This window comes from Rhodopirellula baltica SH 1, from assembly GCF_000196115.1.
Taxonomy (GTDB): domain Bacteria; phylum Planctomycetota; class Planctomycetia; order Pirellulales; family Pirellulaceae; genus Rhodopirellula; species Rhodopirellula baltica.
Window position 1 is genome coordinate 1,316,810 of sequence record NC_005027.1, and the last position, 16,091, is coordinate 1,332,900.

The 16,091-nt window shown below is 56.4% G+C and carries 12 protein-coding genes; 8 read left to right on the plus strand and 4 right to left on the minus strand.

What is annotated here, in order from left to right:
- Window positions 1-197: 197 nt before the first annotated feature.
- Both gmd and RB_RS04975 read right to left on the minus strand, forming a co-directional pair.
- Window positions 198-1,208 (minus strand): GDP-mannose 4,6-dehydratase, encoded by a 1,011-nt coding sequence (gene gmd, locus RB_RS04965; RefSeq protein ID WP_007330038.1) that lies wholly within the window; start codon window positions 1,206-1,208, stop codon window positions 198-200.
- Window positions 1,209-1,823: 615 nt separating this feature from the next.
- Window positions 1,824-2,768, minus strand: a complete 945-nt coding sequence (locus tag RB_RS04975) for a GDP-L-fucose synthase family protein (protein WP_011118908.1) — start codon at window positions 2,766-2,768, stop codon at window positions 1,824-1,826.
- A gap of 705 nt (window positions 2,769-3,473) precedes the next feature.
- Here RB_RS04975 and RB_RS04985 point away from each other — a divergent pair.
- The 4 genes from RB_RS04985 to RB_RS05000 are packed head-to-tail and all read left to right on the plus strand — an operon-like array spanning window position 3,474 to window position 8,014.
- Window positions 3,474-4,319 carry a hypothetical protein gene (locus tag RB_RS04985; RefSeq protein WP_164921543.1) on the plus strand — a complete coding sequence of 282 codons (846 nt, stop codon included), beginning with the start codon at window positions 3,474-3,476 and terminating at the stop codon, window positions 4,317-4,319.
- Between the two features lie 14 nt (window positions 4,320-4,333).
- Complete coding sequence (locus RB_RS04990) at window positions 4,334-5,731, plus strand: HD domain-containing protein (protein WP_164921544.1); 1,398 nt, start codon at window positions 4,334-4,336, stop codon at window positions 5,729-5,731.
- Window positions 5,732-5,753: 22 nt separating this feature from the next.
- Window positions 5,754-6,509 (plus strand): glucosamine-6-phosphate deaminase, encoded by a 756-nt coding sequence (gene nagB, locus RB_RS04995; protein WP_011118913.1) that lies wholly within the window; start codon window positions 5,754-5,756, stop codon window positions 6,507-6,509.
- Entirely contained in the window at window positions 6,506-8,014 is a 1,509-nt protein-coding gene (locus RB_RS05000) for a DUF389 domain-containing protein (RefSeq protein WP_011118914.1), read from the plus strand. Before nagB ends, RB_RS05000 begins: the two co-directional genes overlap by 4 nt.
- A 296-nt stretch (window positions 8,015-8,310) precedes the next feature.
- Here RB_RS05000 and RB_RS05005 read toward each other — a convergent pair whose 3' ends face one another.
- Together RB_RS05005 and RB_RS05010 are read right to left on the minus strand one after the other, a co-directional pair.
- Entirely contained in the window at window positions 8,311-9,318 is a 1,008-nt protein-coding gene (locus RB_RS05005) for a substrate-binding domain-containing protein (protein ID WP_164921545.1), read from the minus strand.
- Between the two features lie 238 nt (window positions 9,319-9,556).
- Entirely contained in the window at window positions 9,557-9,817 is a 261-nt protein-coding gene (locus RB_RS05010) for a hypothetical protein (RefSeq protein WP_007324373.1), read from the minus strand.
- A 337-nt stretch (window positions 9,818-10,154) separates the two neighbouring features.
- Between RB_RS05010 and RB_RS05020 the strand changes: the two genes are divergently transcribed.
- From RB_RS05020 to RB_RS05035, 4 genes are all read left to right on the plus strand, one after another.
- Complete coding sequence (locus tag RB_RS05020) at window positions 10,155-11,951, plus strand: 30S ribosomal protein S1 (RefSeq protein ID WP_007324371.1); 1,797 nt, start codon at window positions 10,155-10,157, stop codon at window positions 11,949-11,951.
- Window positions 11,952-12,254: 303 nt separating this feature from the next.
- A complete protein-coding gene (locus RB_RS05025; RefSeq protein ID WP_164921546.1) occupies window positions 12,255-13,523 on the plus strand; it encodes an ABC transporter substrate-binding protein in 1,269 nt (422 codons plus the stop codon).
- Window positions 13,520-15,451 (plus strand): sensor histidine kinase, encoded by a 1,932-nt coding sequence (locus RB_RS05030; RefSeq protein ID WP_011118921.1) that lies wholly within the window; start codon window positions 13,520-13,522, stop codon window positions 15,449-15,451. The genes RB_RS05025 and RB_RS05030 overlap by 4 nt, the downstream gene beginning before the upstream one ends.
- Window positions 15,448-15,912 (plus strand): response regulator, encoded by a 465-nt coding sequence (locus tag RB_RS05035; protein WP_011118922.1) that lies wholly within the window; start codon window positions 15,448-15,450, stop codon window positions 15,910-15,912. Before RB_RS05030 ends, RB_RS05035 begins: the two co-directional genes overlap by 4 nt.
- The last annotated feature ends 179 nt before the right edge of the window (window positions 15,913-16,091 follow it).

Sequence of the window (16,091 nt, forward strand, 5' to 3'; positions counted from 1 at the left end):
GACGGGGATCCGAATTCTGGCGAATCCGGGCTACGGGGTGGGGCTTGCTGACGTGGTTGGGCGTGCTGTTGGGAACCGGAGCTAACGCTCGGCGGCTAATGAATCTGGTGGGGAATTGGGGGGCGACGAAGTGGCCTTCATCGCCTATGGGTGGGCCCCGGGGGGATGACAGGCTGGAAGCCTATTTCACGCTTCAGTTATGAGAGTGACTTTTGTGCCAACTCGGTTTTGGCGAGTTCGAGGTCGTGTTCGACCATCAATTCGGCCAGTTGTTTGCAGCTGGTTTCTGGTTCCCAACCAAGCTTGGTTTTGGCTTTGGAGTAGTCGCCCAGTAGCAGGTCGACTTCGGTGGGGCGGAAGTAGCGAGGGTCGATCTCGACGTACTTGTTCCAATCCAGATCCAAAGCTTCGAAGGTATAGTCGAGGAATTGGCGAATGGTTTGAGTTTCGCCGGTGGCCAGAACAAAGTCATCGGGCTCGTCATGCTGGAGGATTCGCCACATGCCTTCGACATAGTCTTTGGCATAGCCCCAGTCTCGTTTGGCGTCGAGGTTCCCAAGATACAGTTTGTCTTGCAGTCCGAGTTTGATTCGCGTGGCGGCACGCGTGATTTTGCGAGTCACAAACGTTTCGCCTCGACGTGGCGATTCGTGGTTGAACAGGATGCCGTTGCTGGCGAACAAGTCATAAGCGTGCCGGTAGTTCACCGTTTGGTGAAAAGCGTAAACTTTGGCACAGGCATAAGGACTTTGTGGTTGAAACGGTGTCGTTTCAGTTTGAGGTGTTTCGATCACATCGCCAAACATTTCGCTGCTGCTGGCTTGGTAAACGCGAGTCGCTTTTTGCTTGTTGAGTTGGCGAGCGGCTTCGAGCACATTGAGTGAGCCGAGGCCAACGGTCTGGACCGTGTAGACAGGCGAGTCGAAAGAGACGCGAACATGTGACTGGGCACCGAGGTTGTAGATCTCGTCTGGTTGAATGTCCAAGACGAGATTGGTCATGTTTTGACCGTCGGTCAGATCGCCATAGTGCAAGTGCAGGTTGGACGACTCGTGCGGGTCTTTGTAGACGTGATCAATCCGGTCGGTGTTGAAGGTGCTGCTGCGACGAACGATCCCGTGAACCTGATAGCCTTTTTCGAGCAACAAGTCGGTGAGGTAGGAGCCGTCCTGGCCCGTGATGCCGGTGATGAGTGCGGTTTTGGTCATGGCTGGGATGAGTGGGAAAGTGACGCAGGGGCTCAGGGCCACAGGTTTAGGGTTTTCCGGATTCTGGCGAATCCGGCTAGGGATTTAGAGGGAGTGCCTTGCTAACGCGGCGGGTTATGAAGGAAGGATGTCTTGCTGACCGTTTTGTCGACTTGGTCGTCAACGACGTTTCCATGCCAGTAGGATGGGCACTCTTGCCCGTCAGAGTTCTGGATGTCGGCCACGGTGTGGGTTTTTCGAATTCTGGCGAATCCGGCTACAGAATCAGAGGGAGTGCCTTGCTTACGTGGCGGGTTGCGACAGCGGGCGGAGGCAGGGGGTGATTGGTGACGGGAGGGCTAGCGGCCTGTTGATTGAATGAGCCGTACCGCGTTAGCGGCGGTTAGTCAGACGCCAACCGAGGTTAACGCTGAATGGCATTTACTTCACCCTCCCTCAGGGAGGGTCGGCCCACTTCGGGCCGGGGAGGGCGAACCTAAAACCCGGTGGGTAGCCCTCCCCTCGCTTCGCTCGACCCTCCCAGAGGGAGGGTGGATTTGTGAAGTAAGTGCCAACCGGGGCTAACGCCCATCGGCTAATTGTTTTCACTCGCTATACGACTAAATCGACAGGCTGCTAGACCGAGCGGACTTCGCCGGATTGGATTCGGTGGTGATAGTCGGCGACTGTTTGTGTGAGACCATCGTCCAGACGGATGGTCGGCTGCCAGCCGGTGGACCGGATTCGGCTGATGTCGGTGCATTTGACGGGCGTTCCGTCGGGTTTGCTGGCGTCTTGAACGATTTGCCCTTCAAAACCAGTTGCGTCGGCAATCTTTCGTGCGAGGTCGGCGATTGTCAGGTCGACCCCCGTGCCAACATTGACCCAGTCGGGAGGGTTTTCGAGCTGGAGCAGGTGTTCGACTGCGGCGGCCAAGTCATCCACGTGCAGAAATTCGCGTCTAGGTTTTCCGCTGCCCCAAACGGTGACCGAATTGGCGTTCTCTTTCGCAGCGTCGTCGAAGCGGCGAATGAGGCCTGGGATCACGTGTGAATTATCGGGGTGGTAGTTGTCGCCCGGGCCATACAGATTGGTTGGCATCGCACTGTGAAAGAGGGCACCATGTTGTTGCCGGTAGTACTGGCAGAGTTTCAGCCCCATGATTTTGGCCAGGGCGTATCCTTCGTTGGTTTCTTCGAGTGGGCTGGTCAGCAGAGCGTCTTCTTGGATTGGCTGAGGTGCCATGCGAGGGTAAATGCAGGTGCTGCCCAAAAACAGGAACCGAGAGACACCTGTCTGGAACGCCGCGTGAATGGCGTTGGCCGCCATCATGGTGTTGTCGTAGGCGAAATCGGCTGGGTAGGTCGCATTGACGTGGATGCCGCCGACTTTGGCTGCTGCGAAAATGACCGTGTCGGGGCGTTCCGATTCGAAGAACTTGTTGACAGCGGCTTGGTTGCAAAGATCCAGTTCGGTCCGAGTCCGCGTGACAACTTGCAGGTCATCGCGGTGGGCGAACCGGCGGAGGATGGCCGATCCGACCATGCCTCGGTGTCCAGCAACGAAGATCTTTTGGGGCATTGTTGGGAAGTGGGAAAGGGCCGCAGGGGCTCAGGGCCACGGGGAGTTGCTTCGGTGGGGACGGCTCGCTTCCTGGCGGAAGCATCGGTTGGGGTGCCAGGTGGAACCTGGCCTACGGGAGGCTTGGCTGGCCTTGCTGACGCGGCGGGGTGTGGTTGGGACGCAGCAATGTGGACTGGGAAATCGTTTGGTCAGCGCGGACTTCGTCCACTTGGGTGACACTTGTTTCATTGTCACCGCCGGTGGGCCGGAAAGTTCAGCCAGAGTGAATTCGTCGCCTAATCGGACTTTCCACATCTGGATGATTGTTAAGTGCTCAAACTCGCGACACCGTGTGCGACCTGGTGGGGCTGCACGCATTGCACGACTTCAAGGTATCTGGTTCAGGTCCATTTTAGCTTCCTGAATCAAATTCGCTTCCCCCTCCACAACTTTTGATCGCCCCCGTTGGGGCACATCAGCAGCGGCGTGGAAAGCTACTCAATCCATAGCACGCTGAGCGGGCGGCGGAGCAATTTCCAGGGGATGCGATGAAGATTAGTCGGTGTCCCGGATTGTGGACCGGCGAACCCGCGAGTGCTGGCGTAATCGGATTCATTTTCTGTTAAGCTCTCGCTACAACCCACACCTCGCTCGTTTTCGGCCGTCACAATGTGCACCGCCGTCTGATATTTTCGTCCCGATTCGACCGGTTCGCCGCCCCCCATGCCGATTCAAGTCACTTGTCCAAATTGTCTGAAACGGTTCCAAGTCAGCGACAAGTTTGCTGGGAAGCAGGGGCCATGTCCCGCCTGCAAAAAAACGATTCGGGTCCCCGACGCTTCGGAAGCCGTCACAATCCACGCGCCCGAGGACGATGGGCCGAAGGATTCGAAGGGGCAGAGTGTTCTCAAGCCGATCACTCGGAAAGACCGAGATTTCACGCGGCGGCACCTCTATATCGCAGCAGGCGTTGTACTTGGGATGCTCTTTCTAGCTCTCGGGTTCCGTTTTGCGATGGGTGGGGCTCCGCTTTGGGCTCAGATTATCGGGATTTTGCTGCTTGCACCGCCCGTGGTTCGAACGGGCTACAGTTTCGTCCACGACGCAGAATTGGAACCCTATGCGGGAGTCGAACTACGCAACCGAGTCCTGATCTGCTCGGCCGTTTACGCCGCGATTTGGTTGGTTTACGCATTCGTTCCCGCGTATGTGTTGGAGTTGGATCATGCCAACGAAATGTCATGGACGACGGCCGGGATCGTTTTTTCTGTCATGATCCTGATTGGAGCGGCGGTTTCGGTTGGGGCTTTTGAGTTGGAATTCGTCAGCGGCTTGGCTCAGTCAGGTTTGTACTTCGTCACCGTGATTTTGCTGGCCCTGATCGCGGGCGTTTCGCTCGCGGGGCAACCCGGTGCTCGCCGAGAACTCGATCCAGATTGGGAAGACGAAGAGTTCGTTGATGATCTCGTGCAATTGAGTTCCCCGATGCAGATGACCGGGGTGGCTGAATTAGCATCCATCGATCGAATCGGACAACTGGCTGGCACGGTTCAGGGCTCGTCCGTTTGAGCGACTGCAATTCTGTGTCTGTTCCTGAAGTGCATTTGATGGATCGCGGGCCATCGCGGTTGCGGATTCCGCCCGCGATGGATGTACCAGTAACCGCTCGCGTCCAACGGTTGATCGACACCTCCCCGATGAGAAGACTGGCGTCGATCAGCCAGCTCGGGTTGGTTTCGATGGTTTATCCGGGAGCGATGCACAGCCGGTTGGAACATTCGCTCGGCGTCTACACCTGGGCGCTGCGAGTACTAAATCAAGTTGGCCAACAGAGCCCAGTGGAACAAGGCTCAGCGAACCAAATCGCCGAGGACATGCGTGCTTCTGAGTCGTTCATCGTTGCGTCTTTAGTGCATGACGCTGGTCATTGGCCGTTTTGCCATCCCATCGAAGACATGGGCCAGTCCGGTATGCCGCGGCACGAGGAACGTGTCGAAGCGATGTTGCGTTCCGGGCCTCTCGCCGACGCACTGGCAGCGGACTGGTCGTGCACCGCCGATGACGTCATGGCGATCGTGTGTCCGAAAAAGATCGATCAGTACCCAGCGGCAACTTCATCGGAGCACATCGCGTTTTATGCGAGTTGCTTAAGTGGGCCGATCGATGTCGATAAATTGGATTACCTGCAACGCGACAGTCTGCATGCGGGAGTTCCGTATGGCCGAAACTTTGATCCGATGCGAATCATCGCTTCGTTGGTTCGGCATCCGGATCGGCCGAAGCTCGCCATTCACGAAAAAGGACGCACGGCGGCGGAGATGATGGTCTTCGGTCGTTATGTGATGTTCAGCGAAGTCTATTGGCATCACACGGTTCGTGCAGCCACCGCGATGTTGCAGCGAGCTGTTCACGAATTGCAGCAATCTGCCGGTGGCGAGAAAGCCGACATCACCGAGTGGATGGACCTGAGTGAGTCAGCTTGGGTGAGGCAGTTTGTCGATGCCGCGGATCGTCGTGGTGGGCCGGTGAAGAGTTTGGCGGATGGATTGTTCGGGCCGACACGGAAGTTGCTCAAGCGAGCGGCGCAGTTCAACGTCGAGTCCGGCGAAGACATGCACCAGATGCTGGCGAGGCGTCCGTATTGGTGGCTCGCGTCTTGTTCGCAACCGTTGGCCACATCCATTGGCGATGCGATTGGGAAACCCGTCGAGCCGGAATTGGTTCTGATCGATGCTCCACCGGTCAAGCTGGAGGTCGACATCAACATCGACATCGTGCTTCGGTCGGGCGAGGTCGCGACACTGGGTGATGTTTCGCCCGTTGCGTCCGTGTTAGCTAATCGCCAATTCGACAATCATGTCAAGCGTGTGCGAGTGTTTGTGCCCGAGTGGGTTCGTGATCGTTTGGCTGACTTGCCCGGCGATTCGATGCGAAGATGGCTGACCGACGCGGTCGCTGAAACTGAAAAACAGTGGGCGTGACTCAGCATTCCTTTTTGAATGGGTGGGCGGAATCAACGTGATTGAGATAGAGATTGTTCCCGACCACGAATCGGCGTCAGCGCGAGTGGCGGGATTTATCGTCGAGCAAATTCGTCGCAAGCCAGCGAGCGTTCTTGGTCTGGCCACTGGTGGCACTCCCGAGCGAACGTACGAACTTCTGGTCGAAAAGGTGAACGCAGGTCATCTTTCGTTTTCGCAAGCGACCACATTTAACTTGGATGAGTACGTTGGGTTGCTACCCGATCATCCGCAAAGCTATCACGCTTACATGCGATTTCGGTTGTTCGGCGAAACGGATTTTGATGCGGAGCGAACGCATTTGCCCAAGGGCACAGCGGATGAACTGTCGGACGCGGGTGGTCAATACGAGGCGTTGATTGCCGAGGCCGGCGGCATCGATTTGCAGTTGTTGGGCTTGGGAGCGAACGGGCACATCGGATTCAACGAGCCTGGTGCGACGGAGGACAGTCGCACGCGGGTGGTGGATTTGACGGAGGAAACCATCGCCGCGAATGCTCGGTTCTTCGATTCACCCGAGGACGTTCCGCGGCGGGCGCTCACGATGGGAATCGCGACCATTTTGGAAGCTCGTGAAATTGTTTTGATTGCAACCGGCGAGTCGAAAGCGGAGGCGGTTGAGCGATCCGTTCGCGGCCCGGTCGCGCCGCAGATGCCGGCCTCGTTCCTTCAGCAGCATCCAAGTGTCACGTTTGTGTTGGACGAAGCCGCAGCAAGTTTGTTGGATAAGCGGGCATGAGCGTCACGTTGCTGGTCGGTTCGCAAAAGCAGTTGGCTGATGGGCTGCCTTGGCTTCGTCAATTCGCGGAATCGATGAAGTTGCGTGCGGACGTTCTGGTGCTGGGACTGGATCACCGGACGCTGGAGCTTCGCAGTCAAAAGGAACTGGAGCAAATCGGGCTGGGTTCGTCCAAGCAAGCGGCCACGAAATCACCCCATCGCGTCGAGCGGGTCGAATCCGATGTGGAAGCGATCTCGCTGCAGTTGGCCAAGTGGGATTCGCGTTTGTTGTTGATGGTCGACGATGTGGATGACGACCGTTTTCAAGCGACGTTGTTCGATCGATGTGCGATCAAATCGGTTTGGCTGAGTTCGAAGGGAACGCCGCCCGAGTCCTCTCGCCATGTCTTTTCGATCGACGATTCGTCTGACAAAGTGACGCGATGGATCTCGCGGCGTTTGTTGGGGGTGGATCCCGGATTACATCTGGGGCACGAGTGGTTGACCGAACTGGCCAAGCAAAGTCAGTCGTCATCCAAATCTACGTCAGAGCATTCTGATCCAGTGGATGCGGCGATTGCGAAAGCCCTGAGTTTGGAGCGGCAGCGCTGTGACCGTGGTGATTTGATTTGGGTGCCGTTCGGTTCGAAACCTTCGTCTGAGCCGCACTATAAAGTTGCACGAGCGTTGCTAGGGCAATCGACCCAAGCTTCGGTGGCGTTGGTCAGTCAGAAAGAGAGTTGGAACCAATCGTTGTCGGCGAGCGTTCGGTATTGGGCCAGTCATGTGGCCGAACCGATGGATCGCGACGCTCGGTTGGAGTTGGCTCGTTCTCTCGAGGAAGGGTCCGAGCCCAGTTTGGAGTTCCTCGGTTTGATCTCGGCCGCGGCGATGTTGGCCGCGTTTGGTTTGCTGCAAAATTCGGCGGTCGTGATCATTGGTGCAATGTTGATTGCTCCTTTGATGACGCCGATCATGGGTGCGGGGTTATCGCTGGCTCACGGCAATCGTCCGTTGTTCCGGCGTTCGCTGCTGTCGATCGGAATTGGTTTCGCGGGTGCGTTCGGATCGAGCTTCCTGTTCGGATTGCTGGTTCGGTTGGTGCATCATCCAGTCGTGACGGATGAGATGTGGGGCCGTTGCAATCCGTCGCCGTTGGATTTTTGTGTCGGTTTGGTTGGTGGCATGGCCGCTTCTTACGCTCGCACGCGAAGCCATTTGTCGTCGGCTTTGGCGGGAGCGGCGATCGCGGCGGCGCTGGTGCCGCCCATTTCGACCGCGGGTTTGCAGGCATCATTCAATGTCTGGGAATCGACCGAGCGTGGATGGCCGGTCTTTGGGCCGCTGATCTTGGTCTGCGTCAACGTGCTGACGATTATGATTGGGACATCGTTTGTGCTCTACGCTCGCGGTTTGCGAGTCGAATCGGGGCACAAGTGGGCGACGCGAATGACGGTTTCGTTAATCACGTTATTGATGTTGGTGCTGGTTTGGATGATGCACCTGGAGACGTGGTTGTTTTGAGGGAAAGCCCCAGTTTGTAGCTCGGTGGTGCTTCGCCGAGATCGGCGTCGAGTTCGCTGTTGGGCCGAGGGATGTGGGTTGGTTGTGGCTGGGGATTGCCGTAACTCCGCTATCGCTTCGGTACGGCCTACGATGTTGCTCGGTGGTGCTTCACCGAGATTGGGTTTGGGTGCATTGTTGGGCCGGGGGCTACGGTTTGGGTGCGGCTGGTGGTTGCCGTAACTCCGCTATCGCTTCGGTACGGCCTACAGTCGCTCGGTGGTCTTTTGTTGAGGTCATGGCGTCACGGTTCGTGGTCAGCTGGGGTGCTGGCGAACTGATTCGCGTAGCACGACGTCGCCGCCCAGTTTGGGAAGGTCTGGTTCGCTGCCGTTGATCATCGCGATGATCGCGGTCGCTGCGGCCTGGCCCATCTCTTTGCCGGGTTGGCGGATGGTGGTCAGTGGTGGCACCATCCACTTCGATTCGGGTTGATCATCCACGCCAATCAACGAGACCTGATCGGGAACGGAAACCTGCCGGCGATGAAGAGCCAGTCTTGCACCGAATGCCATCAGATCATTCGCGGCAAAGATCGCGGTGTAAGGCACACCCCGTTGAGCCAAGGTCTCGATCGCTTCCGCAGCCGATTCCGCGTGGAAGTCACCGTGGATGATGTGGTCATCAGTCACCTCGATACCAGCCTGCTGCATCGCGTGCCGGAACCCGGCAAGCCTGCCGATCGCATCGATGTGATTCGCTGGGCCAGCGATGTGGACGATTTCTCGATGACCGTGGTCGAGCAATGTCTGGGTTGCGTTGGCGCCGATTTGGAAATTGTTTGTTGCGATGTTCGCGCCATCCCAGTCCGGCATTTCTCGGGCGACGACCAAAGTGGGTTTTTCTTCGCCGAGCTCTTCGATCTTTTCAGAGGGTGTGTCGCCCGCGATCAAAATCAATCCGTCGACATTTCGTCCCATCAGAGTTCGGGCGGCGTCGAGAAACAAATTCTGATTCAGCATCGCGTCGCCGACGATGGGTGAGAATCCGGTCCCATTGAGCCCTTGCATCACACCTTGCACGACCGAGTCATAAAACGGCGTGCCGATGTTTTGTGTCACGATCCCGATTGTCATCGATCGGCCGCCCGCCAAAGATCGAGCGACTTGGTTGGGTTCGTAGCCCAGTTCTGCCATGGTCGCCATCACGCGTTCGCGCTTGTCGGCTTGGACAATCAGCGGGCTGTTGAGGACTCGCGAAACCGTGCTTTTGGAGACTTCTGCTCGATTGGCAATGTCCTGGATCGTGATCCGGCCTTTTGACATCGGGCGTGGTCTCATTGGGGAACGGGCGGAAAGGATCGTTCTGAATGGAAGCGAACGTTCGATTCTGATTCTAACCCGATTTGGCCAAAAATCGCCACCACGCGAGCCCACGTGGGGCGTTTGCTTGGTGCCTCGGTCGAGCGTGCCGGTCAGGCTTCTTGCACGACGATTTGGCTTCGCCGGCCGTGGAAGGCCAGCGTGGGTATGTTCGCCGGAAGTGGCTGTCTCGCGGGCGAGATCATTTCGCCGGCGGATTCAATTCCTGCAGCGACTTGCCCAGCCGTTTCCGCGGGGCGGCTTTTCGGCCGGTCGAGCGAGTGCCCTTCTTTGCCGGCAGGGCTTGTTTGCCTGCGGTGGGTTCCTGCAACAACGCCGCGACTTGCGGGTTGATTTCGGACGACTCGTCAGGAGTGCCGATTTGCTCGACCGCGTCGCTCACGCCCAGGATGACGGATTGGCGAACGCCGTCTCGTAGCCAGTCGAAAAAATTCAGGTTCATATCTCAATTGGGTGGTTGGTGTCGGTGAAGGATCGCTGCCGATGGACCGAGGATTTCGGTGGTTGGGCGGCTGCGATCCGTTCACGGGTTTCAGATCACGTGTCATGCCTCACGTTCGTCGCCTGTAAAACAATCGTCGGCGGGGTGTCCAGACCAACAAACGCATTGTGACGAATTTCCGACTTTGGTAGGCTTCTCGGCTAGGCGCCGCGGCGAGTCCGCGGGGACGCCCCCCTCCGGCTGTAGTTTTACAATCCACACCACCAACCCAGGTGACGGATCGACGGGTCATTTGCCGGAGCCCGATCGATACGATTTCACCATCGGTAACGTTTTTATGGTTAACCGCAACCTCATCCGCTCCCTCGAAGACGACGATATCCTCGGCGATTTGGCGCTGCTTGCCCCGGAGGACGAGGCCGAAGAATGGCTTCTCGACGCGATTGCTGCTGAGCAGCAAGATTACAACTCCGGCAAAATCGTCGACGGACGAATTGTTGAACTGAACGACGAGTGGGCTCTCGTCGACGTCGGCTTCAAAAGTGAAGGCACGGTCGGACTGGATGAGTGGGGTCCCGAGGAGGACCAGCCGAAGATCGGCGACACGGTCAAAGTTCTGATCGAAGAGATGGAGGATGAGCTCGGTGCTGCCGACGATCCTTATGGCATGATTTCGCTGTCCAAGCGAAAAGCCGAGAAGATCATCGAATGGGAAGCGATGATGGAAACGGTTGCCGAGGGCCAAGTGGTCACCGGTACCGTCATTCGCAAAATCAAAGGTGGCTTGCTCGTCGACATCGGCGTCAACGTCTTCCTGCCTGGTTCGCAAGTCGACATCCGTCGTCCCGGCGACATCGGCGACTTCATCGGTCGTGTTGTCCAAGCAGAAGTGCTCAAGATCGACGACACTCGTCGCAACATCGTCATCAGCCGCCGCAGCTTGATCGAGCGTCAGCGTGAAGAAGATCGCGCTTACTTGATGCAAGAGCTGGAAGTCGGCCAAATCCGCAAGGGTATCGTCAAGAACATCGCCGACTTCGGTGCGTTCGTCGACCTCGGCGGCATCGACGGTTTGTTGCACATCACCGACATGGCATGGGAACGCATCGGTCACCCAACCGAAATGCTGTCGATCGACCAAGAGATCGAAGTCAAGGTTCTGCACATCGACCGCGAAAAGCAAAAAATTGCTTTGGGGCTGAAGCAAAAAGATCGCAACCCTTGGGAAAACATCGAGACCAAGTACCCGGTCGAATCGGTTCATCCTGGCGAAGTCGTCAACGTGATGAGCTACGGTGCGTTCGTGAAGTTGGAACCAGGCATCGAAGGCCTGGTTCACATCAGCGAAATGAGCTGGACCAAACGGGTCAATCATCCAAGCGAATTGGTCAACATCGGCGACAAGATCGATGTCATGATCTTGGGTGTCGATCCAGAAGGTCAGCAACTGTCGCTGGGTATGAAGCAAACGCTGAAGAACCCATGGGACGAAGTCCTCGAACGTTACCCCGAAGGCAAAGACGTCAAGGGCAAGGTTCGCAACCTCACCAACTACGGTGCATTCATCGAGTTGGAAGAAGGCATCGACGGTCTGTTGCACGTCAGCGACATGTCCTGGACCCGCAAGATCGCTCACCCGAGCGAAGTGCTGGAGAAGGGCCAAGAGATCGAATGCCGTATCCTCAGCGTCGACGAACAACGTCGCCGAATCGCTTTGGGTCTGAAGCAACTCGACAACGACCCGTGGGATGGCGACATTCCAGACAAGTATCAGCCCGGCCAATTGGTCAAGGGTGAAGTCACCAAGATCACCAACTTCGGTGTCTTCATCGGACTCGAGGACGGCTTGGAAGGTTTGCTGCACATCAGCGAATTGGCTGAGCACAAAGTCGAGGACCCTGAAGAAGTGGTTAAGGTTGGCGATCCGATCGAAGTCAAAGTGCTTCGCGTCGATACCGACGAACGCAAAATCGGTCTGTCGCTCAAACGAGTCGACTGGAGCGAAGAGCAAGAGAAAACCGCCGCAGCAGCCGAAGCCGCCGAGTCGGGCATGCCGACTCCGATGGACGAAGGCGATTTGAAGGGCGGTTTGGGTTCGGCTGGACCGTTGATCCCGACTTCGGACTCCGAATAGTCCAATAAAATTTCAACGAGGGCAAATCGGGTGCTTCGGGATCCGGTTGCCCGGTTGGAATCGATTGTCTTCGTTGTGAACGCCTGTCGCCCCTTCACGGGCTCGACGGGGGTTCCAAGACGCAGGCATGAGCTGCTCATATCGAGCGGCATTCGCATTGAACATTGACATGTATGACGGGCGTTTGATCTGCTTCAGACGCCCGTCTTTTTTTGCGCCGTATATTTGATTTCTGTCTACACGGCCAAGCGGAGAGCGGAGATTTGTCCTCGTTCAATGCAACCACTTTCATCAATGTTCGCTATGAGACTCAATCGCCGCGAAATGATTGGCGCAAGCCTGGCTTCCGCAGCCGCAGTTGCCAGTTCAGACGTCTTTGCGGCACCGGCCATTCACAACGGAGAAAAACCGGTTGTGCGTGTTCTCGGGACACACGTGACTTTGCAGGAAGACCTACGGGTTCGCGCGGAGGCTGATCTGGGGATCAGGCTGGAATTCTCGCCGGGTGGTAGTGCGGAGGTTCTGCACCGAGCGTCGACGCGTCCCGAGACGTTTGATTTGTATGAGCAGTGGTCCAACAGTATCCGCGTGCTCTGGCAGGCGAACGCGATTCAGCCGATCGATCGAAAAAGGATTCGGTACTGGGATGAAATCAATCCGCTGACCCGCGAAGGTCGTTTGACTCCCAAAGCGAAACGCGGTGCCGGCGATGCACCGAATAAGTTGCTGTTCATCCAGCCCGATGGAACGTTGGGCGGCCAACCGACCGACCATGTGACTTTCCTGCCTTACGTGCACAACGTTGACTCGTTTGGTTACGACGCGTCGATCGTTCCACGTGGTGTTCCGTTCGAGACTGAATCGTGGGCTTGGTTGCTCGATGAGCGTTGGGCCGGTCGAGTCGCAATTGTCAACGAACCCACCATTGGTCTCTTTGATCTGGCTCTGGCCGTTCAAGCCAAGGGTTTGGCTGAGTTCGAAGACATTGGCAATCTCAGCGAAGCCGACTTGGAAACGCTGTTTAAGATTTTGGAACGCTATCGACAGCAAGGTCATTTTCGCGGTGTCTGGAGCAGTGTTCCGGCATCCGTTGATTTGATGAGCCGCGGTGAGGCGGTCATCGAGAGCATGTTTTCACCAGCCGTGTTCGATTTGAAAGGTCGCGGGATTGATTGCGTCTACGCCTCGCCCAAGGAAGGCTATCGAGCTTGGCACGGTGTGATGTGCTTGTCGTCCAAGACAACCGGTCCGGTCAAGGATGCCGCGTATGAATACATGAATTGGTGGTTGTCGGGATGGCCGGGAGCATTCATTGCTCGCCAAGGCTATTACATCTCCAACCCGCAACGTTCGCGTGAAGAGCTTAGCGAAGCGGAGTGGGATTACTGGTATCAAGGCAAACCTGCCGCGACAGATTTGCTTGGCACAACTGGGCAGGTTGTTGTTAACCAAGGGCAACGTCGTGACGGCGGTTCTTATGTCAAGCGATTCAGCAACGTTGCGGTTTGGAACACGGTGATGAAATCTTACGAAGCCAGCCTTCGACACTGGAATGAGTTCCTGGCAGGATGAGCACCATGATTTCTCAATTGATTGGGCGAACGCTTCGGCAACGCATTTACCTCGCCAGCGCATGTTTCGTGCTGCTGTGCGTCTTGGTTGCTTGGTTTGGTATTACCGGCCAGTCGGCTTTGTTGGAAAGCTTTGCCGAGTACCAACGAGCTGAGAACACGTCGGTCGCGGTTGAATCGATTGAGAGAAAGGTTCAGGAACTCAAGTCTCGCAGCGAGCGATATCTTTTGACCGGTGCATCGGCTCAGTACCGAGCCGCACTCAGTTTGCAGGATCAGTTGGCCGACGAGATCGAACGCGCGAAGGGAGAAACACCGGCGATCCAGGACACTTTGGACCAGATGGAAGGCCACCTGAACGTGCTGAGCGATCAGCTGAAATTGGCCGCCGAGGAACGAGATCTGCGATCGCAGTTGGTGCAAATCGAATTGCCTGCGAAGGCGGAACGTGTTCGCGAAGCATTCAACGCATTGCGAGCGGAATGGATGAAGTCTCCTGTCGAAAAGGAGCCGCAAATACGTCAACACGGTAGTGCTCGCGGTGCGTACGTTGCGGCTCATCGGTCGTTGCTCGAATACTTCAATCATCCAAAGTCGGAGAGTTTTGATCTCGCCAGTCAGCACTTGGAAAAATCGCGATCTGTTTGCGTGGAGCTGAAAGAGGATCCTGCAAATCAGCAAGTTGACATTCAGCTGCTCATGGAAGAGTTGCTCGCCAGTTTGAGCGAGTTTCAAAGAGTCGGCACGCGAGCCTTTCAGGCAACCCGCGGCTACATGGTTTATTCGAATGTCGTGATGGCCGGCGAGATATCTGAGTTTAGCTATCAATCGTCTCGGCTGAAGTCGTACGTCCAAGAGCAAAAGGCGTTGAACCAGCGAAACCGCGAAGCTTCGTTCCGACGGTCTCAGTATTTAGCGGTGGGAGCGGCGATGGGAGCAGTGTTGTTGGCGATTTTGCTGGCGACCAGTCTATCGATGGCGGTCGTGGGGCCGATCGGACGTCTGACGGAGATGTTCCAGCGTTTGGCCGCTGGTGAAACGATGGCGATCAGCGATGAGATCGGCCGCACGGAAGAAATCGCACAAATGGTCAATGCGGCGCGAGTCTTCAGCGACAAGAACCAAGAAACGACTCAGTTGTTGATTCGTTCAGAAACGCTGAGCGAAGAGCTGGCAAAGAAGGCCGACGCGCTGGTGGAATCGAACAAAGAGCTTGATAATTTTGCCTACATCGCCTCTCACGATTTGAAATCTCCGCTGCGAGGGATCCAGCATTTGGCGAGCTGGGTTCAAGAGGATTGCGAAGACATCTTGCCGGAAACGTCGCAGACGCATTTGGCTCACATGCAATCCCGCGTCCGCAACATGGAATGCCTGCTTGATGACCTGCTCAATTATTCGAGAGTCGGCCGCGTCGATGCACGCCCCGAAGTAGTGGACTGCAGTGAAGTGGTTTCAGGAATCGTCGAAATGGCGGATAATTTGGAGGACTGCCAGATTTCGTGGGAATCGCTTCCGACGTGTTCCACGGTTCGGACGCCACTGAAGCAGGTCTTGCTGAATCTGATCACCAACGCAATCAAGTACAATGACAAGGGTGCTGAAGGCCGCGTTAGAGTGAAATGCGTCCAGGATGCGAACTGGTACAGATGGGAAGTCAGCGATAACGGCATCGGGATCGAGCCTCGGTTTCACGAAAAAGTGTTCCAAATGTATCAGCGAGTCGCTCCAGAAGTTTCCGAAGGAAGCGGCATGGGACTTGCGATCGCCAAGAAACATGTGGAACATTACGGTGGAGAAATAGGAATCCAATCGTCACCGGGAGAGGGCACCACGTTTTGGTTCACTTGGCCGGTACAGATCGAAACGGTGAAGTCGCCATCCAACGGCGAGCTCGCTGAAGACCCCATTGCAAACGTGCCCACATGAAACCGTCTCCTGTCGACAGTTCGAACCAAGACGACGTGAAGCGTCCGACGTTCCTTTTGATCGAGGATGACGCAGTTGACGCTGAGGCGTTTCGCCGCGCAGTGAAACGCAACCAAGTCGATTGCGAATTGGTGCACGCCAGCGACGGTGGCGAAGCATTGGAAAAGCTGCGCAGTATGGTCAACGAAAACGACGACATCGGCGTTTTGGCGTTTCTCGACTTGAACATGCCTGGACTCAACGGCCATGAATTCTTGGCGGAAGTCCGCCGGGACGAATCGTTGAAACGGCTAGCTGTCTTCGTTGTGACGACTTCTCGTCACAAACGTGACATTGCATTGGCCTACGACAAGAACGTTGCTGGCTATTTCGAGAAAGACGATTTGGCATCGGTGCTCGAAATCGCACGCCAATTCGCGGGCCGTTTGGTCTTCCCGACACTGGGCGGCAAAAACGACTGAGCAAAGGTTGGGATGAGTTCATTCCCGCTGATTGCTAAGAGGTGTCGGGTTTTCGACACCGGTTCTGATTGTCGCTCGACCGACCGACTTTTCGGTTTTGGCGCATGGTTGTCGATCGCGGCGGAAAAAGCGACAACATCGGTGCGAGATTGTTCACCGCCTGTGTGAACCCGTTCCGA